14 protein-coding genes and 4 tRNA genes are annotated in these 20967 nt (G+C 60.6%); 1 reads left to right on the plus strand and 17 read right to left on the minus strand.

Features of this window, described 5'->3' with window-relative positions:
• Positions 1-5 precede the first annotated feature (5 nt).
• The 16 genes from fusA to CKO25_RS10870 form a co-directional block, all read right to left on the minus strand.
• Positions 6-2105: an elongation factor G gene (fusA, locus tag CKO25_RS10795; RefSeq protein WP_200387950.1), complete on the minus strand. Its 2100-nt coding sequence runs from the start codon at positions 2103-2105 to the stop codon at positions 6-8.
• 41 nt (positions 2106-2146) lie between these two features.
• Positions 2147-2617: a 30S ribosomal protein S7 gene (rpsG, locus tag CKO25_RS10800; RefSeq protein WP_200387951.1), complete on the minus strand. Its 471-nt coding sequence runs from the start codon at positions 2615-2617 to the stop codon at positions 2147-2149.
• Positions 2618-2723: 106 nt separating this feature from the next.
• A complete protein-coding gene (gene rpsL, locus CKO25_RS10805; protein WP_200387952.1) occupies positions 2724-3098 on the minus strand; it encodes a 30S ribosomal protein S12 in 375 nt (124 codons plus the stop codon).
• Between the two features lie 286 nt (positions 3099-3384).
• Entirely contained in the window at positions 3385-7602 is a 4218-nt protein-coding gene (gene rpoC, locus CKO25_RS10810; RefSeq protein ID WP_200387953.1) for a DNA-directed RNA polymerase subunit beta', read from the minus strand.
• Between the two features lie 210 nt (positions 7603-7812).
• Positions 7813-11985: a DNA-directed RNA polymerase subunit beta gene (rpoB, locus tag CKO25_RS10815; RefSeq protein WP_200387954.1), complete on the minus strand. Its 4173-nt coding sequence runs from the start codon at positions 11983-11985 to the stop codon at positions 7813-7815.
• A gap of 430 nt (positions 11986-12415) precedes the next feature.
• A complete protein-coding gene (gene rplL / locus CKO25_RS10820) occupies positions 12416-12796 on the minus strand; it encodes a 50S ribosomal protein L7/L12 (protein WP_200387955.1) in 381 nt (126 codons plus the stop codon).
• Positions 12797-12850: 54 nt separating this feature from the next.
• On the minus strand, positions 12851-13378 hold the full coding sequence (rplJ, locus tag CKO25_RS10825; RefSeq protein WP_200387956.1) for a 50S ribosomal protein L10: 528 nt from the start codon (positions 13376-13378) through the stop codon (positions 12851-12853).
• Positions 13379-13645: 267 nt separating this feature from the next.
• Complete coding sequence (gene rplA / locus CKO25_RS10830; protein ID WP_200387957.1) at positions 13646-14341, minus strand: 50S ribosomal protein L1; 696 nt, start codon at positions 14339-14341, stop codon at positions 13646-13648.
• The gene (gene rplK / locus CKO25_RS10835) at positions 14341-14775 is read right to left on the minus strand and encodes a 50S ribosomal protein L11 (protein ID WP_200387958.1); all 435 of its coding nucleotides are present in this window, start codon (positions 14773-14775) and stop codon (positions 14341-14343) included. The genes rplA and rplK overlap by 1 nt, the downstream gene beginning before the upstream one ends.
• A gap of 172 nt (positions 14776-14947) precedes the next feature.
• The gene (nusG, locus tag CKO25_RS10840) at positions 14948-15475 is read right to left on the minus strand and encodes a transcription termination/antitermination protein NusG (protein ID WP_200387959.1); all 528 of its coding nucleotides are present in this window, start codon (positions 15473-15475) and stop codon (positions 14948-14950) included.
• Between the two features lie 7 nt (positions 15476-15482).
• Positions 15483-15860 carry a preprotein translocase subunit SecE gene (gene secE / locus CKO25_RS10845; RefSeq protein WP_200387960.1) on the minus strand — a complete coding sequence of 126 codons (378 nt, stop codon included), beginning with the start codon at positions 15858-15860 and terminating at the stop codon, positions 15483-15485.
• A gap of 32 nt (positions 15861-15892) precedes the next feature.
• Positions 15893-15968 (minus strand) — tRNA-Trp (locus tag CKO25_RS10850).
• Between the two features lie 71 nt (positions 15969-16039).
• Positions 16040-17230 carry an elongation factor Tu gene (gene tuf, locus CKO25_RS10855; protein WP_200387949.1) on the minus strand — a complete coding sequence of 397 codons (1191 nt, stop codon included), beginning with the start codon at positions 17228-17230 and terminating at the stop codon, positions 16040-16042.
• A gap of 98 nt (positions 17231-17328) precedes the next feature.
• Positions 17329-17404, minus strand: a tRNA-Thr gene (locus CKO25_RS10860).
• A 129-nt stretch (positions 17405-17533) separates the two neighbouring features.
• A tRNA-Gly gene (locus tag CKO25_RS10865) sits at positions 17534-17607 on the minus strand.
• Between the two features lie 15 nt (positions 17608-17622).
• A tRNA-Tyr gene (locus CKO25_RS10870) sits at positions 17623-17707 on the minus strand.
• Positions 17708-17989: 282 nt separating this feature from the next.
• Here CKO25_RS10870 and CKO25_RS10875 point away from each other — a divergent pair.
• On the plus strand, positions 17990-19330 hold the full coding sequence (locus tag CKO25_RS10875; RefSeq protein ID WP_200387961.1) for a UDP-glucose dehydrogenase family protein: 1341 nt from the start codon (positions 17990-17992) through the stop codon (positions 19328-19330).
• 56 nt (positions 19331-19386) lie between these two features.
• On the opposite strand, the gene CKO25_RS10880 is transcribed toward CKO25_RS10875, so the two are convergent.
• On the minus strand, positions 19387-20880 hold the full coding sequence (locus tag CKO25_RS10880; RefSeq protein WP_200387962.1) for an OmpP1/FadL family transporter: 1494 nt from the start codon (positions 20878-20880) through the stop codon (positions 19387-19389).
• Between the last annotated feature and the right edge of the window lie 87 nt (positions 20881-20967).

Here is a 20967-nt window from a genome sequence, read left to right on the forward strand (position 1 = left end):
ACTCGTTACTGTTTCTTGGAGACCGCTTCGGCAATGCTGGCGGGGACTTCGTTGTATTTACAGAACTCCATGCTGTACGTCGCCCGCCCTTGGGTGGCCGACCGGAGGTCCGTGGCATAGCCGAACATCTCGGACAAGGGGACCTCTGCACGAATGATCTTTCCTGATGGCGCGTCATCCATCCCCTGGATCATGCCGCGTCGACTGTTGAGGTCGCCCATCACGTCACCCATGTTTTCCTCGGGGGTGACGACTTCGACTTTCATGATCGGCTCGAGCAGCACAGGCTTCGCCTTGGCCGAACCCTCCTTGAAAGCCATGGAGCCGGCAATTTTGAAGGCCATTTCACTCGAGTCGACCTCGTGATACGAGCCGTCGTAGAGCGTGACCTTGATGTCGACCATCGGAAACCCGGCGAGCACGCCATTCTTCATCGCTTCCTGGATGCCTTTGTCAACAGCCGGGATGTATTCCTTGGGTACCGTACCCCCCACGATGGCATTGACGAACTCATAACCGACGCCCTGCTCCGGCTGCGGCTCGATTTTGATCAAGACATGACCGTATTGGCCGCGACCGCCGGTCTGACGGGAGAATTTGGTATCCTGCTCGACCGCTTTTCGAATGGTCTCGCGATAGCTAACCTGCGGGGCACCGACATTTGCCTCGACCTTGAATTCGCGCCGCATCCGATCAACGATGATCTCGAGATGCAACTCGCCCATGCCAGAGATGATGGTCTGCCCCGACTCTTCATCCGTGTGCACACGGAAAGAGGGATCCTCTTGCGCCAGCTTGGAGAGCGCAACGCCCATTTTCTCTTGGTCGCTCTTCGTTTTTGGCTCGACCGCGACCGAAATCACCGGCTCAGGAAATTCCATCCGCTCCAGCGTGATGACCTGACTGAGATCGCACAGGGTATCGCCGGTCGTCACATCCTTGAGACCAACGGCGGCGGCGATGTCGCCCGCTCGCACCTCTTTGATCTCTTGACGCTCGTTGGCGTGCATCTGCAAGATCCGCCCGACACGCTCTTTCTTCGACTTGACCGGGTTGTAGACGGTGTCGCCCGACTTCAGCACCCCGGAGTAAACCCGGAAGAAGGTCAACGTCCCAACGAAGGGGTCGGTCGCGATCTTGAAGGCCAGCGCCGCGAAGGGCTCCTCGTCAGACGAGGCCCGCTGCCCCTCCGACTCATCCTTGTCATCCAGAATACCGGTAATCGGCGGCACATCGACCGGCGATGGCATGTAATCGATGACGGCATCCAGCATCGCCTGCACGCCCTTATTCTTGAAGGCCGAACCGCACATCATGGGCACGATTTCACTTTTGAGGGTCCGCGCACGCAGCCCCGCCATGATCTCGGCCTCACTCAGCTCCTCGCCCTCGAGATATTTCTCCATGAGCTCCTCGTTCGCCTCGGCGGCTGCCTCGACGAGGGTTTCGCGCCAGCTCTGGCACAATTCCTCGAGATCCTCAGGAATATCGCGCAGCTCATACTCCATTCCACGCGAGGCCTCGTCCCAGAAGACGGCCTTCATCTTCACCAGATCGATGACGCCTTGAAAGTTTTCCTCCGCTCCGATCGGCACCTGGATCGGTACGGCATTGCCGCCCAGCCGGTCCTTAACCTGCTGGACGACACGAAAAAAATTCGCCCCAACACGATCCATCTTGTTCACGAAGGCGATGCGCGGAACACCGTACTTGTCAGCCTGCCGCCAGACCGTCTCAGACTGCGGCTCAACGCCACCCACGGCACAGAATACGGCGCAGGCACCATCGAGAACACGCAAGGAGCGCTCGACCTCGATGGTGAAATCGACATGCCCGGGGGTATCGATGATGTTGATACGGTGTTCCGGGCGCTCACGACTCATGCCACGCCAGAAACAGGTTGTCGCGGCCGAGGTGATGGTGATCCCGCGCTCCTGCTCCTGCTCCATCCAGTCCATGGTCGCGGCGCCATCGTGCACCTCACCGAGCTTGTGCGAAACACCCGTGTAGAACAGGACGCGCTCGGTGGTCGTTGTCTTGCCGGCATCGATGTGCGCCATAATGCCGAGATTTCGATACCGCTCGATAGGGGTGCTACGTGCCACGACTATATCCGCCTTGATTGAATGGAGCTCGGTCCCCGCCGTTACCAGCGGTAGTGCGAAAACGCCTTATTTGCTTCGGCCATCCGGTGCGTGTCTTCCTTTTTCTTCACGGCCGACCCACGTGCCTCAGCCGCATCCATTAGCTCTCCCGCTAAGCGCTGCGACATCGACTTTTCGGAGCGCTTACGCGCCGCGTCGATCAACCAGCGCATCGCAAGGGAATTGCGGCGCGTCGTGCGCACTTCGACCGGGACCTGGTAGGTCGCCCCACCAACCCGCCGGGATTTGACCTCCACCGCCGGACGCACGTTGTCCATCGCCTGCTCAAGCAACTCAACCGGGCGCCCACCCTTCTTTTCCGCCACCTGATCAAGGGCCCGATAAATAATCCGCTCGGCGACCGATTTCTTGCCGTCTTCCATCATCATATTGATGAACTTGGTCAACAGCTCGCTACCGTGCTTCGGATCAGGCAGGATCTGACGACGGGCTGCAACGCGTCTTCTCGGCATGTTGGTTTCGACTCCGACTTCAACTCATTTCTGACGAGGCATGGGATTCAGACCCACGCACCAGGCGCGATCCGACCATGTCATGCACGCACCCTTGAAACGGGCGCTAGCTCTTCGGTCGCTTGGCGCCGTACTTAGATCGACCTTGACGACGCTTCTCGACACCCGATGTATCCAGCGTTCCACGAACGGTGTGATACCGAACACCCGGCAAGTCCTTGACACGCCCGCCACGGATGAGCACCACCGAGTGCTCTTGGAGGTTATGCCCCTCGCCACCAATATAAGACGCAACCTCGTAACCGTTAGTCAGGCGAACCCGAGCGACTTTACGAAGTGCGGAGTTCGGTTTCTTCGGCGTCGTCGTATAGACGCGCGTGCAGACCCCACGACGTTGCGGGCAGGCTTCAAGCGCGGGCACCGTGCTTTTCGCGACATTGCGCCGACGCGGCTTGCGCACCAATTGGTTGATCGTTGCCATTCAATCAGTCTCCAAAGGCGCCGCGGCGCCGAAAACTCGAGCGAAGCGATTCCTGCGCGAAGAGCAACCGCCTCGATAGCCGGATGATCCGCACGAAGGCACTCGATCGACTCGGGGACCAGGCTGACATGCGCCCAGACCGGGGAACCAGACCTAGGGAAAAGAGGCTAGCCGGCACAAGGCCGGCTAGCTGAGACCGAGCAGTATAGGGAGCGAGCCCGGTGGTGTCAACCGGGCCACAGGATCTCAAGCGGTTAGCAACACCCGCGGGGTCCGGCGAGTGAACTCACTCCGCCTCGGAGGTGTTGAGCGCCTGCTTCAACGCCTCCTCAAGGTCCTCGGGTGCCATCTCGATCTTCCCGGAACTCGTCAGCTCCAGCTGGCGCTGACGGCGGCGCTCGTGATGGTGCGCCAGCCCGGTGCCAGCCGGGATCAACCGCCCGACGATGACGTTTTCTTTCAGTCCGACCAGGCGGTCAGTCGAACCGCGCACGGCTGCTTCCGTCAACACGCGTGTCGTCTCCTGGAACGATGCCGCCGAGATGAAGGACTCGGTTGCCAAAGAGGCCTTGGTGATCCCCAGCAGCAAAGGCTCGAAGAGGGCAGGCTGTTTGTCCTCGGCCATAACGCGCTTGTTCTCGTCAAGCAACACTGCGTATTCCACTTGCTCACCACGAAGCAAACGGGTGTCGCCAGCCGAACTCACCTCGACCTTGCGCAACATCTGACGCGCGATGACTTCAATATGCTTGTCGTTGATCTTCACGCCCTGCAGTCGATAGACGTCCTGGATCTCCTTGACCAGATATTCCGCCAGCGCGGTCACGCCCTTGAGACGCAGAATGTCATGCAAGGCCAGTTCGCCGTCGGCAATCACCTCGCCGCGCTCCACGCGCTCACCCTCGAACACGTTGACATGCCGCCATTTCGGAATCAGTTCCTCAACCGTCTCGCCATCGTCCTTGGTGATGATCAGACGTTGCTTGCCCTTGGTATCCTTACCAAATCCGATGGTGCCGCTCGCCTCGGCGAGGAGTGCCGCTTCCTTCGGTTTCCGTGCCTCGAACAGGTCGGCCACCCGCGGCAGACCGCCGGTGATGTCGCGCGTTTTGGTCGATTCCTGCGGGATGCGCGCAAGCACGTCGCCAACGCCAACACTCGCCCCATCCTCCACCCCCACGATCGCGCCCGAGGGCAAGGCATAGCGCGCGGGCAAATCGGTCCCTGAAATCTTCAGCTCGTTGCCCTCATCGTCGAGCAGCTTGACCATGGGTCGCAAATCCTTGCCAACCGCCGGGCGCTGTTTCGGATCGATGACGACACGCGAAGTCAGACCCGTCTGGTCATCGACCTGCGCCTGCACCGTCACCCCCTCGATGAAGTCTTCGAACGCCAGCGTGCCCGCCACCTCGGTGACGACTGGATGGGTATGGGGATCCCAGTTCGCCACCACATCGCCCGGCTGCACGGATGCACCATCGGGCACGTGAAGACTCGCCCCGTACGGGACTTTATAGCGCTCTTTCTCAAGGCCACGATCATCGACCACCGTCAGTTCGCCGGAGCGCGACACGGCCACCAGGTTTTTGCCCGAGTGGTGGTCGACCACCTTGAGGTTGTGCAGGCGCACCGAGCCGGCATTCTTAATGTCGATGCTGTTGACCGCCGCCGCACGGGAGGCGGCCCCACCGATATGGAAGGTCCGCATCGTCAACTGGGTGCCAGGCTCGCCGATCGACTGGGCAGCGATGACGCCAACCGCCTCGCCGAGATTCACGCGATGACCGCGCGCCAGATCACGCCCATAGCACTGAGCGCAAACGCCGAGACGCGCCTCGCAGGTGATGGGTGAGCGCACCCGCACCTGGTCGATCCCGAACTCCTCGAAGCGACCGACCCAGGATTCATCAAGCAGGGTTCCGGCCGAGCAGACCAGTTCCTCGGTGCGCGGATGGTAGATATCCACCGCGGTCACCCGACCCAGGATCCGCTCACGCAATGGTTCGACGACATCACCACCCTCGATGATCGGGGTCATGATCAAGCCGCCTTCGGTTCCACAATCCTCCTCCAGAACCACCATATCCTGCGCCACGTCGACGAGACGTCGGGTCAGATAACCCGAGTTCGCTGTCTTCAGCGCGGTATCGGCCAGTCCCTTGCGAGCGCCGTGCGTCGAGATGAAGTACTGGATGACGTTCAGACCCTCACGGAAGTTGGCCGTGATCGGGGTCTCGATGATAGAGCCATCCGGTTTGGCCATGAGTCCACGCATACCGGCCAATTGGCGGATCTGAGCGGCGGAGCCGCGGGCACCGGAGTCCGCCATCATGTAGATGGAGTTGAACGAATCCTGCGTCACCTCATTGCCATCGCGATCCAGGACGCTTTCCTTGCCGAGCTTGCTCATCATCGACTTGGCGACGCGGTCATTGGTGTGCGACCAGATATCAACGACCTTGTTATACCGCTCACCGTTGGTGACCAACCCGGAGGAATATTGGTCCTGAATCTCCTTGACCTCTTTCTCAGCGCCGGCCAGGATCGTCGCCTTCTCGTCGGGCACCGCCATATCCTCCAACCCAATCGAGACACCGGCGCGCGTCGCCATGCGGAACCCCAGATACATGACCTGGTCCGCGAACACGACCGTATCCTTCAGACCGAGCTGCCGGTAGCAGGTGTTGATCAGGCGCGAGATCTGCTTCTTCCCCAGCGGTTGATCAACGAGCTCAAAGGGCAGGCCATCCGGCACGATGGCAAACACCAGGGCGCGCCCGACGGTGGTCTCACGGATCGCGATGCCCTCCACCATGGAGCCATCCTTCTGCTTGATCACCTCGCGGATACGAACCTTGCACCGTGCGTGGAGGTCAGCGTGTCCGGTCTCGTAGGCGCGGCGCGCCTCGTCGATGTCGACGAACACAGAGCCCTCGCCCTTGGCGTTCACGCGCTCGCGGGTCATGTAATACAGCCCGAGGACCACGTCCTGTGAAGGAACGATGATGGGCTCCCCATTAGCCGGCGAGAGGATGTTGTTGGAGGCCATCATCAGGGCGCGCGCCTCTAACTGCGCCTCCAACGAGAGCGGGACATGCACGGCCATCTGATCGCCGTCGAAGTCGGCATTGAATGCGGTACAGACGAGCGGATGCAGTTGGATCGCCTTGCCCTCGATCAGCACCGGCTCGAACGCCTGGATGCCAAGCCGATGGAGGGTCGGAGCACGGTTGAGCATGACCGGATGCTCGCGGATGACCTCGTCGAGGATGTCCCAGACCTCGGGCGTACCCCGTTCGACCATCTTCTTGGCGGCCTTGATGGTCGCGGCGAGTCCACGCAATTGCAGCTTGCTGAAAATGAATGGCTTAAAGAGCTCGAGCGCCATCCGCTTGGGCAGACCACACTGGTGCAACATCAGGGTCGGGCCGACCACGATCACCGACCGGCCGGAATAATCGACGCGCTTGCCCAACAGGTTCTGGCGGAACCGGCCCTGTTTCCCCTTGATCATGTCGGCCAGGGATTTCAGCGGGCGCTTGTTGGTGCCGGTGATCGCGCGACCGCGCCGCCCGTTATCGAGCAGCGCGTCGACCGATTCCTGCAGCATCCGTTTCTCGTTGCGCACGATAATGTCGGGCGCCACCAGATCGAGCAAGCGCTTGAGCCGGTTGTTGCGATTGATCACGCGCCGATAGAGATCATTGAGATCGGAGGTGGCGAACCGCCCGCCATCGAGCGGCACGAGCGGGCGCAACTCTGGCGGCAGGACCGGCAGCACCGTAAGGATCATCCACTCGGGACGATTCCCCGAAGCCAGCAGCGACTCCATCAATTTGAGCCGCTTCGACAGTTTTTTGATCTTGGTCTCGGAGTTGGTGCTCTCGATCTCTTCGCGCATGCGCCGAATCTCGGCTTCCATATCAATGGTGCGCAGCAACTCATAGACCGCTTCGGCGCCCATGCGTGCGTCGAATTCGTCACCGTTCGCCTCGAGCACCTCCAGATACTGCTCGTCGTTCAGGAGTTGACCACGCTCGAGTTCTTGCACCAACCCCGGCTCGACCACGACGAAGGACTCGAAGTAGAGAATGCGCTCGATGTCGCGCAACGTCATATCGAGGAGCAGACCGATCCGCGAGGGCAGTGACTTCAGGAACCAGATGTGTGCCACCGGGCTGGCGAGATCGATGTGCCCCATACGCTCACGGCGCACCTTTGCCAGGGTGACCTCAACACCGCATTTCTCGCACACGACGCCGCGATGCTTCAGGCGCTTATACTTGCCGCAGATGCACTCGTAGTCGGTGATGGGGCCGAAGATCTTCGCGCAGAAGAGCCCATCACGCTCGGGCTTGAAGGTGCGATAGTTGATCGTCTCTGGCTTCTTGACCTCGCCGTAGGACCAGGAACGGATCATCTCGGGGGAGGCGAGTCCGATCTTGATCGCGTCGAATTCCAGTGCCTGGCCCTGTTGCTTGATGATGTTCAATAGATCTTTCAAGATCTTCTTCTCCTGCCTGCGATGACAATTATCGGCGATCAGCCGGGCACGACCGGAATGGTCCGGCATCAACCCATGGCGGCTCGGCGCACCGGGCCAAACCCAGTAATGAGCGCCAGTCCATCTTGCCTAGCCCGCTTGCACGGTCGCGCTGGGATTGGGACAGGCCGCTGGCATCCAACGGCATCCGCCCCAGCGCTCGCGTTCCGATCAGTCCTGCTTGAGTTCCACGTTGATAGCCAGGGAGCGGATTTCCTTGACCAGCACGTTAAAGGACTCGGGCATCCCGGCCTCCATGCGATGGTCACCATCGACGATGTTCTTGTACATCTTCGTCCGCCCATTGACGTCGTCGGATTTGACTGTGAGCATTTCCTGAAGGGTATAGGCCGCGCCATAGGCCTCCAGCGCCCACACCTCCATCTCCCCGAAGCGTTGACCACCGAACTGCGCCTTGCCTCCCAGCGGCTGCTGTGTCACGAGGCTGTAAGGCCCGGTCGAGCGTGCGTGCATCTTGTCGTCGACAAGGTGGTTGAGCTTGATCATGTACATGTACCCGACGGTGACCGGCCGCTCGAACGGGTCGCCGGTGCGACCGTCGTACAACTGAGTCTGACCACTCGGAATGCCCACGTCGGAGTTGTCGCGATCGGCAAGCTTGAGCATCGCCCGGATCTCGTCTTCCGTCGCCCCATCGAAAACGGGGGTCGCGAGTGGGACCCCAGCCGTGAGATGGCGGGCGAGTTCGAGGATCTCCTCGTCCGAAAAGTCGCCGAGCGACTCAGTCTTGCCACTGGCGTTGTAGATCTGGTCTAAGAAGGTCCGTAGCTCCTGCACCGCGACGTGCGAGCGCAGCATCTGGTCGATCTTGACCCCCAACCCATGCGCGGCCCAGCCGAGGTGGGTCTCGAGCACCTGTCCGACATTCATCCGCGAGGGCACGCCGAGCGGATTCAGCACGATGTCGACCGGCTCGCCATCCGCGGAGAACGGCATATCCTCGATCGGGACCACCTTCGAGATCACACCCTTGTTCCCATGACGACCCGCCATCTTGTCCCCGGGCTGGACCCGACGCTTGACGGCGACATACACCTTCACCATCTTCAGGACTCCGGGGGCGAGATCATCGCCACTGGAAATCTTCCGCTTCTTCACCTCATAGCGATCGCGGAACTCCTCGCGTTGCTGTTTGATCTGGGTCGCAACGGCTTCGAGTTGCAGCGCGATCTCCTCGGAACGCATCCGAATCTCGAACCATTGATCACGTGAACCCTGCGAGGCCAGATCCTGGAGATAGGCCTTCGTGACCTTCGCACCAGGCGCCAGATTGCGCGGCCCCCCATCGGCGATCTTGCCGACGAGCAGACGCTCAACCCGTTGGAAGGTGTCGTTCTCCATGATCCGCTGCTGATCGGCGAAGTCCTTGCGAACACGGTCGAGCTCCATGTCCTCGATCTCGAGTGCCCGCTTGTCTTTCTCCACGCCATCGCGGGTGAAGACCTGGACGTCGACAACCGTCCCATTCATCCCCGAGGGCAAACGCAGGGAGGTGTCCTTCACGTCGGAGGCCTTCTCACCGAAGATGGCGCGCAGCAGCTTTTCCTCCGGGGTGAGTTGGGTCTCGCCCTTGGGTGTCACCTTGCCAACCAGAATGTCGCCGTCACGCACCTCGGCGCCCACATAGACGATGCCCGACTCGTCGAGCTTCGCCAGCGCGGACTCGCCCACATTGGGAATATCACTGGTGATTTCCTCGGGACCGAGCTTGGTGTCACGCGCGAGACAGGCGAGTTCCTCGATATGGATGCTCGTGAAGCGGTCTTCCTGGACGAGACGCTCCGAAATCAGGATCGAATCCTCGAAGTTATAACCATTCCAGGGCATGAAGGCGACGCGGAGATTTTGCCCCAGCGCCAGCTCGCCCATGTCGGTCGAGGGTCCGTCCGCCAGGACGTCGTCGCACGCAACCACATCACCCGGACGCACCAATGGCCGTTGATTGATACAGGTGTTCTGATTCGAGCGCGTGTATTTCGTCAGGTTGTAGATGTCGACACCCGGCACCCCCGCCACCGCCTCGTCATCGTTGACCCGGACCACGATGCGAGCGGCATCAACCGACTCGATCACGCCGCCGCGGCGGGCCAGGACACAGACCCCCGAATCCTTCGCCACGACGCGCTCCATGCCGGTGCCCACCAACGGCTTCTCGGCCCGGAGCGTCGGCACGGCTTGGCGCTGCATGTTCGATCCCATGAGCGCGCGGTTCGCGTCGTCATGTTCCAGGAAGGGGATCAAGGAGGCGGCAACTGAGACGATCTGACGTGGCGAGACGTCCATCAACTGGACCTCGTCTGGCGCGCGCATCGTGAACTCATTGGCGTGACGGCACGACACCAGGGCATCAGCCAGATTGCCTTCACCGTCGAGGGTTGCGTTAGCCTGGGCAATCACGTAATTGCCCTCCTCGATCGCCGAGAGATACTGGATCTCAAACGTCACCCGGCCACCCTCGACCTTGCGGTAGGGTGTTTCCAGGAACCCGTAGGAATTGGTCCGCGCATAGACCGCGAGCGAATTGATCAAGCCGATATTCGGTCCCTCGGGCGTCTCAATCGGACAGACACGGCCATAGTGGGTCGGGTGCACATCACGCACTTCGAAGCCTGCCCGTTCCCGCGCGAGCCCGCCCGGCCCCAAGGCCGAGACCCGACGCTTGTGCGTGACCTCCGAGAGCGGGTTGTTCTGATCCATGAACTGAGAGAGCTGACTCGAGCCAAAAAACTCCTTGATGGCCGCGGAGACCGGCTTGGCATTGATCAGCTCCTGCGGCATCAACCCCTCTGACTCGGCTAGGGACAGTCGCTCCTTGACCGCGCGCTCGACGCGGACGAGACCGATCCGGAACTGATTCTCGGCCATTTCACCGACGCAGCGGATCCGGCGGTTCCCGAGATGGTCGATGTCGTCGACGCTGCCACGCCCATTGCGCAACTCCACCAAGACCTTCAAGGCATCGATGATGTCCGACGAGGTGCCATGCTCCTCGTAGAGCCGCTTGGAGAACTCGTCATTGCGGTTGCTGAAATAGCAACCGTCATACACCACCCCCGGACCCGTTTCGCTGGCCCGGCCGAGTCGGCGATTGAATTTCATCCGTCCCACGGCAGAGAGATCATAACGATCTGGCGTGAAGAAGAGATTGTGGAAGAGATTTTGCGCCGCTTCCTTCGTCGGCGGCTCGCCCGGGCGCATCATCCGATAGATCTCGACCTGTGCCTCGAGATCACTGGTGGTCGGATCGATCCGCAGGGTGTCGGAGATGTAGGGACCATGGTCGAGATCATTGACGAACAAGGTTTCGAGGGTCTCGACACCCTTGTCGAGCAAGACTTCGAGGAGTTCGGCTGTGATCTCGGTATTGGCCTCGGCGATGATCTCGCCGGTCTCGGTATCGACCTGCGGGTGGGCCAGCACGCGCCCGATCAAGAAGGTGGTCGGCACATCCAATCGTTCGATGCCGGCCTTCTGCAGTTCACGAATGTGACGCGCGGTGACACGTCGGCCCGCCTCGACGAGCACCTCCTCGCCCAGCATGACATCGAAACCGACCGTCTCGCCCCGCAAACGCTCGGGCACGAGATCGAGGGTGAGCGAACCGTCCTGGATGCGGAAGGTATCCGTCTCGAAGAAATGCCCGAGGATGTCCTCGACGCCGTAACCGAGCGCACGCAGCAGGATGGTCGCCGGCAGTTTGCGACGCCGGTCGATGCGCACGAACACGTTGTCCTTGGGGTCGAATTCGAAATCGAGCCAGGACCCACGGTAAGGAATGACCCGTGCGGAGAAGAGAAGCTTTCCCGAGGAGTGCGTCTTCCCCTTGTCGTGATCGAAGAAGACACCGGGCGAGCGATGCAACTGCGAGACGATGACCCGCTCGGTTCCGTTGATGATAAAGGTGCCGGTTCCGGTCATCAGGGGCAATTCCCCCATGTAGACCTCTTGCTCACGGACGTCCTTGACGATCTTCGAGCCAGCGGGCGCGTCACGATCGTAGATCACCAATCGCAGCAGCACGCGCAAGGGCGCGGCGAAGGTCGCGCCGCGCAGGTGGCATTCGCGCTCGTCGAAGACCGGCTCACCGAGACGATACCGCACATACTCGAGGACGGCGTTACCCGAGTAGCTCTCAATCGGAAAGACGGTTTTGAACGCGGCATGCAGCCCGACGTCGCGCCGCTCGGCGAGCGACAGGTCGGCCTGCAGAAATTCACGGTAGGACTCGATTTGAGTCGCTAGCAGGAAGGGGACATCCAGGATGCTCGGACGCTTGCCGAAGTCTTTACGAATGCGCTTTTTTTCGGTGAACGAATAAGCCATTATGCCTTACCCTCAAGAGTACGTGCTTGTGTCCAGGACGAGGTGATGCTGCATCTGGCGTCCACGTCAACGATGAGTCATCTGGTCCCGCGCTGCCTTGGATGCTCGCCAGGCGCGAGGTGGATCAGCGCTCGTCACGACAGGGCGACACGATATTGGATCCAGGGTTCACCGGGCCGCCTCGCGACTCCAGATCCGTCGTGGCGCGTGCATCCCGGCATCTCCCGACCAACGTCGCGTCCAGTGCGCGCAGCCGCGGCCATCGCAAGACCCGCAGCCACGGATTTCGAAACACCCCGGGGCGACGCCCTACGAGGAACGCGTGCCGTTCCATCACCGCGAGCGCTCCAGCGAGACAACGGCGAAAGGCCGGCGGCATCTCGCCGCCAGCCCCATGATCCGACCAAGTTCGCGACGACGCAAAGCGCCGTTACTTCACTTCGACCGTGGCACCCGCCTCTTCGAGGAGTTTCTTCGCCTCTTCGGCCTCACCCTTGGAGATGGCCTCCTTCAGAGTCGTCGGAGCTCCTTCGACCGCGTCCTTCGCTTCCTTCAGGCCCAGGCCCGTCAGCGAACGAACCGCTTTGATGACCGCGACCTTATTGGCACCGAACGAGGCAAGAATCACGTCAAATTCGGTTTGCTCCTCGACCGGCGCAGCGTCTGCCGCACCCGCCCCGGCAACCGGAGCGGCAACAGCGGCGGCGGCCGTCACACCGAACTTTTCTTCCATTGCGCTGATGAGGTCGACAACCTCCAGCACGGTCATGTTCCCAATGGCTTCAAGGATGTCGTCTTTCGAGACGGACATGGTTATGCTCCTGAACTCAATCAAATCGTTGAATAGCGGGCCGATATATCCCGCCTAGGCGGCTTCTTTGGCATCGCGAATCGCGGCGATCGTCCGGACCAACTTACCCGGCACCTCGTTGATCGTTGCCGCGAGTTTTTGCACCGGAGCCTTCATCACGGCCATCAGCGTACTCAATGCCTGATCGCGAGTCGGCATCTTGGCGAGATTGCCAAGTTCCGACGGATCGAGCAGCTTTCCGCCGAGTGCGACCAAGCGCACCTCGACCTTGTTGTGGTCCTTTGCAAAGGCCTCCATGACACGCGCGGCCGAACCCGGATCTTCCCGCGAGAATGCGAGCATGAGCGGGCCGGTCAGACCGGCACTCATGCATTCGAAGTCCGTGTCCTTCAGCGCGCGCCTGGCCAGGGTATTCTTGACGACGCGAACATAGACATCCGCCTTGCGTGCTTCCACACGCAGACGGGTCATCTGCTCGACCGTCAACCCTCGGTACTCGGCTCCGATCGCCGAGTAGGCACTCTTGGCAACTTCCGCGACTTCGGCGACGATTGCTTGCTTTTGCGCAAAATTCAGCGCCATGTTCGTCACCTGTTATCGTGAGACCCGGCCTGAACCGGGGCTGTCGAATCCCGCACCGTCCTGGCACGCATTCGACAACAAACCTGTGCACCGTCATCAGCGGAATGACTGATTCTGGAGCACCGTCTGCGCAGGCTCACCGGTCATTAAGTCTCGTCGCACAACGCCCTGTCACGCTCGAGACACCTGCGGTCTTTGACGGCTCCCGGCGTGCACCAGGACCCCAAAGATGTTGGGCATCAGGCAGCCATGCTGGCCGCCAGCGCACTAGAAACTCAACGCACCATGATCGACCGTCACGCCGGGCCCCATGGTGGTCGAAACCGTCACCTTACGCATATAGACGCCCTTCGAACTGCTCGGCTTCGCTCGCATCAGGTTGGCAAGCAAGGCCTCAAGGTTCTCGCGCAGCTTCACCGGCTCGAAATCGGCCTTACCCAGTGGGCAGTGGATGATGCCTGCTTTATCGGTGCGGTAGCGAACCTGGCCTGCCTTGGCATTGCGAACGGCCTCGGCAACATCGGGCGTCACGGTGCCGACTTTTGGATTGGGCATCAGGCCTCGCGGGCCCAGAATCTTCCCAAGCTGACCGACGAGCCGCATGGCGTCCGGTGAGGCAACGACGACATCGAAGTCGAGTTGACCCGCTTTGATATCCTCCGCGAGATCATCGAACCCCACACGATCGGCGCCCGCCTCGGTGGCGGCATCGGCTGCTGCGCCCTGTGCGAACACGGCCACGCGCACGGTTTTTCCGATCCCGTGTGGTAAGACGGTGGAGCCACGCACCACCTGATCGGACTTGCGCGGGTCAACGCCAAGATTGACGGCGACATCGACACTCTCAGGAAATTTGACACGCGAGAGATCATGCAGAAGCGCGAAGGCCTCCTCGGCTGGGTACAGCCTCCCATGCTCGATCCGTTCATGAATCTCGCGCATGCGTTTAGAGATGCGTGCCATCAGTTTACCCCTTCCACATCAAGACCCATGGCCCGCGCACTGCCTGCGATAGTCCGCACTGCCGCGTCGAGATCCGCCGCCGTAAGATCGGGCATCTTGGTATTGGCGATCTGCTCGAGCTGCTCGCGCGTAACAGTCCCGACCTTGTTCGTATTCGGATTTGGGCTGCCCTTCGGGATCCCTGTGATCTTTTTCAACAAAACCGCCGCGGGCGGCGTCTTGGTGATGAAGGTGAAACTCCGATCTGAATACACGGTGATCACGACCGGAATCGGCATCCCCTTCTCGAGTTCCTGGGTGCGCGCGTTGAACGTCTTGCAGAACTCCATGATGTTGACGCCGTGCTGACCAAGCGCAGGGCCGACGGGAGGGCTGGGATTCGCCTCGCCCGCCTTCACCTGCAGCTTGATGTAGGCGTTGATCTTTTTCGCCACGATGTTTCTCCAGTGGGGTCATCGCGCCAGGGCATGCGACCTGGCTCCCCCGCGTCAAGGTCCCCGCAGGGACAGGGTATGATCGTCGCGCAGAGGCGACGAGCGTGTGGTGCGGTGCGCGAGGGCTCGCATGGCGCGACCCGTGATCGGGCTGCCGAGACAAGTGGCCTGCTTATGCCTTCTCGACCTGCGCGAACTCGAGTTCGACCGGCGTCGCGCGACCGAAGATCAGGACCGAGACCTTAACTCGACTCTTGTCGTAATCCACATCCTCGACGACGCCATTGAAGTCCGTAAAGGGTCCATCGACGACACGAACGACCTCGCCCGGCTCATAGAGCACCTTTGGACGCGGCTTCTCGCCACCTTCTTGCAACCGGGTGAGGATGGCATCGGCTTGCGCATCCGGGATCGGTGCCGGACGATCGCCGGTGCCACCGATAAAGCCCATCACCTTCGGAATGCTTTTGACGAGGTGCCAGGTCTCGTCGGTCATCTCCATCTGAACCAGGACGTAACCGGGGAAGAATTTCCGCTCGCTTTTGCGCTGCTGCCCACCACGCATCTCAACGACTTCTTCCGTTGGAACGAGGATGAGCCCGAAGCGCTCACTCAGACCCGCACGCTTGATCCGATCCTCGAGCGAGCGCTTGACCTGCCCCTCGAAGCCGGAGTACGCATGAACGACGTACCACCGCATGACGTGTCTAACCCCCTTGGCCGGTCAGGAAGCGCAAAATGGCCATCAGGACCATATCGAACAACCACAGGATGAGGCCAACGATCAGGACCATCACGATCACGATCAAGGTTGTTTGCAGCGTCTCCTGACGGGACGGCCACACGACCTTACGGACCTCCATGCGCGAATCCATGGCAAATTGCCACAGTGTCCGGCCGGGCTCGGTGCGGTACGCAACAGCGACTGCGGCGCCGACGATCACCAGCAAACCGATCACGCGAAGGAGGACCGAGTAGCCCTCGAAGAAATAGAAAGCGAGAATACCAGCGACGATGAGCAACGCGGCAATCGACAGCTTGGCGGTATCCAAGCCGGACCCGCGGGCCTCTGCACGTGAATTCATGGGTTTGGATATCGCCTGAGCGAAGGGTTATTTGGCAGGCCAGGAGGGACTCGAACCCCCAACCTGCGGTTTTGGAGACCGCTGCTCTGCCAATTGAGCTACTGGCCTAGGATCGTTCTATTCACTATGACCGTTGGGCAGCGCACCAGGCACCACCCACTGGTCATTTAGGGTCTAGCTTACTCGATAATCTTTGCGACGACGCCGGCGCCGACCGTCCGCCCACCTTCGCGCACCGCAAAACGCAGCCCCTCTTCCATCGCAATCGGCGCGATCAGCTTCACCGTCATCTTCACATTGTCACCCGGCATCACCATCTCGATGCCCTCCGGCAACTCGCAGGCGCCGGTCACGTCGGTCGTACGGAAGTAAAACTGCGGACGGTAGCCGTTGAAGAACGGCGTGTGACGACCACCCTCCTCCTTCGACAACACATAGACTTCGGCCTCGAAGTGCGTGTGCGGCGTGATCGTGTTCGGCTTCGCCAACACCTGACCACGCTCCACATCCTCGCGCTTGGTGCCGCGCAGCAACACCCCAACGTTATCACCCGCCTGACCTTGATCGAGCAACTTGCGGAACATCTCCACACCGGTGCAGGTCGTCTTCACCGTCGCGCGAATGCCCACAATCGACACCTCCTCGCCGACCTTGACCACCCCACGCTCAATCCGACCCGTCACCACCGTGCCCCGACCCGAAATCGAAAACACATCCTCAATCGGCATCAGGAAGGCACCATCGACCGCCCGCTCCGGCTGCGGAATGTAACTGTCCAACGCCGCCATCAACCGATCAATCGACGGCGTACCCATCTCACTCTCATCCCCTTCCAGCGCCTTCAACGCCGAACCCGTCACAATCGGCGTGTCATCACCCGGAAAGTCATAACTGTCCAACAGCTCGCGGACTTCCATCTCCACCAGCTCCAGCAACTCCGCATCGTCAACCATGTCCGCCTTGTTCAAATACACCACAATGTACGGAACCCCCACCTGACGCGACAGCAAAATGTGCTCACGCGTCTGCGGCATCGGACCATCCGCCGCCGACACCACCAAAATCGCTCCATCCATCTGCGCCGCACCCGTGATCATGTTCTTCACGTAGTCCGCATGACCAGGACAGTCCACATGCGCGTAATGACGCTGCTCCGTCTCGTACTCCACATGCGCCGTGGCAATCGTGATCCCACGCTCCCGCTCCTCCGGCGCATTGTCAATCTGATCGTACGCCCGCGCCTCACCACCAAACTTCTTCGCCTGATGCGTCGTGATCGCCGCCGTCAACGTCGTCTTACCATGGTCTACATGACCAATCGTGCCCACATTCACGTGTGGCTTGCTACGCTCGAATTTTGCTTTGGACATGAACGTCTCCCCGCATGGTTCAATTCGACACGTCACGCTGGACGCTAGTTAAGAGGACGATCGACGCTGGACGACACACTACACGAACTCAAGGCATTTGGAGCCCATGACCGGAATTGAACCGGTGACCTCACCCTTACCAAGGGTGTGCTCTACCAGCTGAGCTACATGGGCCTGATCTGCATGACCGAACGCTGTGCGGCGGCCTGATCGGCCAGATCAGCGCGATGACCAAACTTCATCACGCAACCGAAGCCAAATCGTACCCGCTTCCTGATCGAAGCCTGAAACGGGGCTATCGAATGGAGCGGGTGATGGGAATCGAACCCACACCATCAGCTTGGAAGGCTGAGGTTCTACCATTGAACTACACCCGCACGGTCTTTCATCTTTGGTGGAGGGGGGAGGATTCGAACCTCCGAAGGCTGAGCCGTCAGATTTACAGTCTGATCCCTTTGACCGCTCGGGAACCCCTCCAAGAGAGCGCTGCAGTATAGGGCGTCCTCACCCAAGCGTCAACACGCAGGCGCATCTCGTTCACGCCACGCGATGACCGTCTCCACAGCACCTGGTTGGCGTTTTCTTCTGAAAGAAGTCATACACTGAGGCTAAAATCAGTGCGCGGGTCCCGTTCGCGCCGCGCAGACCGCTTGCCGACGAACCCGACGAGCCATCTGAATGATGGTTGCGGCCATGAGACCGGCCGCGATTGTCATCATCTCAAACGAACTCTCGTGAACACGCGCCTGGGGGCCGAGAATGGATGTAACGATTTTTGGTAGTGGATATGTCGGGTTAGTCACGGGCGCCTGCCTGGCTGAAGTGGGCAATCGGGTCCTGTGCATCGACGTCGACCCCCGCAAGATCGACCTACTCAACAGCGGCGGAGTGCCGATCTACGAGCCTGGGCTCGAAGAGATGATCAAACAAAACCGGGATGCGGGCCGCCTGAGCTTCTCCACCGATGCCGCGGAAGGCGTTCGGCATGGACTCTTTCAGTTCATCGCGGTGGGCACCCCACCCGACGAAGACGGCTCGGCGGATCTCCAGTATGTCCTCGCCGTCGCACGCAGTATCGGTAGCCATATGGATGGCTATCGCATCATCGTCAATAAGTCGACCGTGCCGGTCGGCACCGCGGACCAGGTTGCCGCGGCCGTCTCCGAGGCACTGCGCGCGCGCGACGCCGAGGTCGAGTTCGACGTCGTGTCGAATCCCGAATTCCTCAAGGAGGGCGCGGCGATTGAGGATTTCATGCGCCCCGATCGGATCATCGTGGGTACCGACAATCCCCGCACCGGCGAACTCTTGCGGGCGCTCTACGCCCCCTTCAATCGCAGTCATGACCGTCTGATGCTGATGGACGTACGCTCCGCGGAGCTGACGAAATATGCCGCGAACGCCATGCTCGCTACCAAGATCAGCTTCATGAACGAACTCTCGAACATTGCCGAGGCGGTCGGTGCCGACATCGAGAAGGTCCGAATCGGTATCGGGTCGGACCCCCGCATCGGTTACCAATTCATCTATCCCGGCTGTGGATATGGCGGCTCCTGCTTCCCGAAGGATGTGCGCGCGCTGGAGCGGACGGCCCGCGGACTCGGCTACAAGCCGCAGTTGCTCCAGGCGGTCGAGGAGGTCAATTTCAGACAAAAGGATTTGATTTTCAATAAGATCAAGACGTATTTCAACGACGATCTCGCCGGGCGCACGATCGCGATCTGGGGCCTTGCTTTCAAACCCAATACCGATGACATGCGCGAGGCCTCGAGCCGCGTGTTGATCGAGTCGCTGTGGGCCGCGGGCGCCACGGTGCGCGCCTATGATCCGGTCGCGATGCATGAGACGCAGCGGATCTACGGGGAGCGGCCCGATCTGGTGCTCGTCGATGACGCACACAGCGCCCTCGAGGGTGCTGACGCCCTGGCCGTGCTCACCGAATGGTCAGAGTTCCGCAGCCCGGATTTTCACGCCATCCAGTCCAGACTCAAGGACAGAGTCGTCTTCGATGGTCGCAATATCCTTGACGGGCGCCTCGCAACGGCCTCGGGACTAACCTATATCTCAATTGGGCGGGCACCCATGCGACCGAGCACCTGAAGTCACCACTCGCCGGTGACCCAGGTCACCGGCGAGCGGGGTGGAGCGTCACGCCCTCAAAAACGATGATTCCAGCCGATCTGGATCTCCATCTGCTCCATGTAGATGGATCCAGTCTGCGTTTGCGTGATGCTGGGGCTCGTCCCCTTGAGTTCTTCCCTAGGCATGTAGGCGAAGGAGAAGGCAAATTCATCCCGCTCCGTGACGCGATAGGCGGCCCCGAGGGCGAGATGCCAGCGCACCGTGGCCGGCGCCAGGATATTCAACAGGGCTTGGCGATTGGTCGCGAATTCACTGTTGTAACTCGCCCCGGCCATCAAGCTCAACTGCTCGCTGGCGTCATAGCGTAAGCCGAGCTTGAAGACATCCATGCTGCTCCAGCCAAAACCAAGCCCATCCTTGCCGCCGAGACAGAACACCGGCTTGGGTGTCTGGGTGAAGCAGGGAGTGAGGTCCTGGTCGTTCGAATTGGCGATCGCGTCGATCTCATCGTAGAAGATCCGCTGATAGTCGAAGGCCAGGGTCAGATCGGGCCGCGCCTTCCAGGCCACCCCGACGTTGAGCATGGCCGGGATGTCAAATGAGCCTCCGTCAGCGAAGAGGCCCTTGTAATCATCGAACGCGGTCATCCACATCTTAGTGCGATACGACAACCCCAGCGCCCACTGATCATTGATCTCACCGTACCATCCCAGATGCAGCCCCCCGCCATAGGACCAATTCTTCCCGTTGTTGCTGACCTGATCGGGATAGAAGGAGGCGGCGCGGAATGGTTGCAGCCCCTTCGCCTCGAAACTCTGCACCGCAAAGACCGGCGCGATGCCGATGGATTGGCGTCCATCACCAATCTTCAGCGTGTAGGGTATCTCAATGAACAACTGCTCCAGACTTACGCCGGTTGGGGTGGTCGCGGTCAGGACACCACCCGGATTGGCATTCCCCCCATTCGGTGGCGGTGGCATGTTGGGATCCGTCACCGGCTGTGGCGGATTGGTCTGGGTGAAGAGAAGACCCTGTGGGCTCGCGATCGTGCCCGGCGGGGGCGACATCCCCGGACCGATGCCGACCTGATTCGGCGCCGCGGCAAAGTTCTCCCAAACCGGACGCGACCGATACTCGGTATTCAGCCCACCATTGCCGAACACGGCGATGCCAATGGTCTGGCGTGCGTCGATCTCATAGTTGAAACCAAAGCTCGGGATCAAAAACCAGTCGCCGTCACTGTCATAGCGGCCCGGAGTGATAAAGGGACCGAGTGGGAATCCTGAGGTCCCGTCGACGGCAAAATCTTGATTGGCCTCGTATCCACGGGGGATCGGGCGAAAGAAGGCGAGCGCCACATCCAGCGAATTCCCCACGAATGCCATTCCCGCCGGATTGGTTGCAGCCACCAACGTATCCTGCGGCAAGGCGGTCGCCACCCCTGCCATGGCCTTCGACTTGGTTCCCCAGCCATGGGAGAAGTAACCGTTCGTCGCGACGGCAAGCGTCGGCACGGATGCGCAGGCGGCCACAGCGACGGCTAACGGCCATTTCAGGGCTACATTCATGTCAAGACATCCTCCAATCGTGAACCGAAAACCCGGCTCGTTATTGTGTGATCTCGCGTCTACCGTCGGTCCATCGCCGCCCCCTGG

The sequence above is a fragment of the Thiocapsa imhoffii genome, from assembly GCF_016583985.1.
Classification (GTDB): Bacteria; Pseudomonadota; Gammaproteobacteria; order Chromatiales; family Chromatiaceae; genus Thiocapsa; species Thiocapsa imhoffii.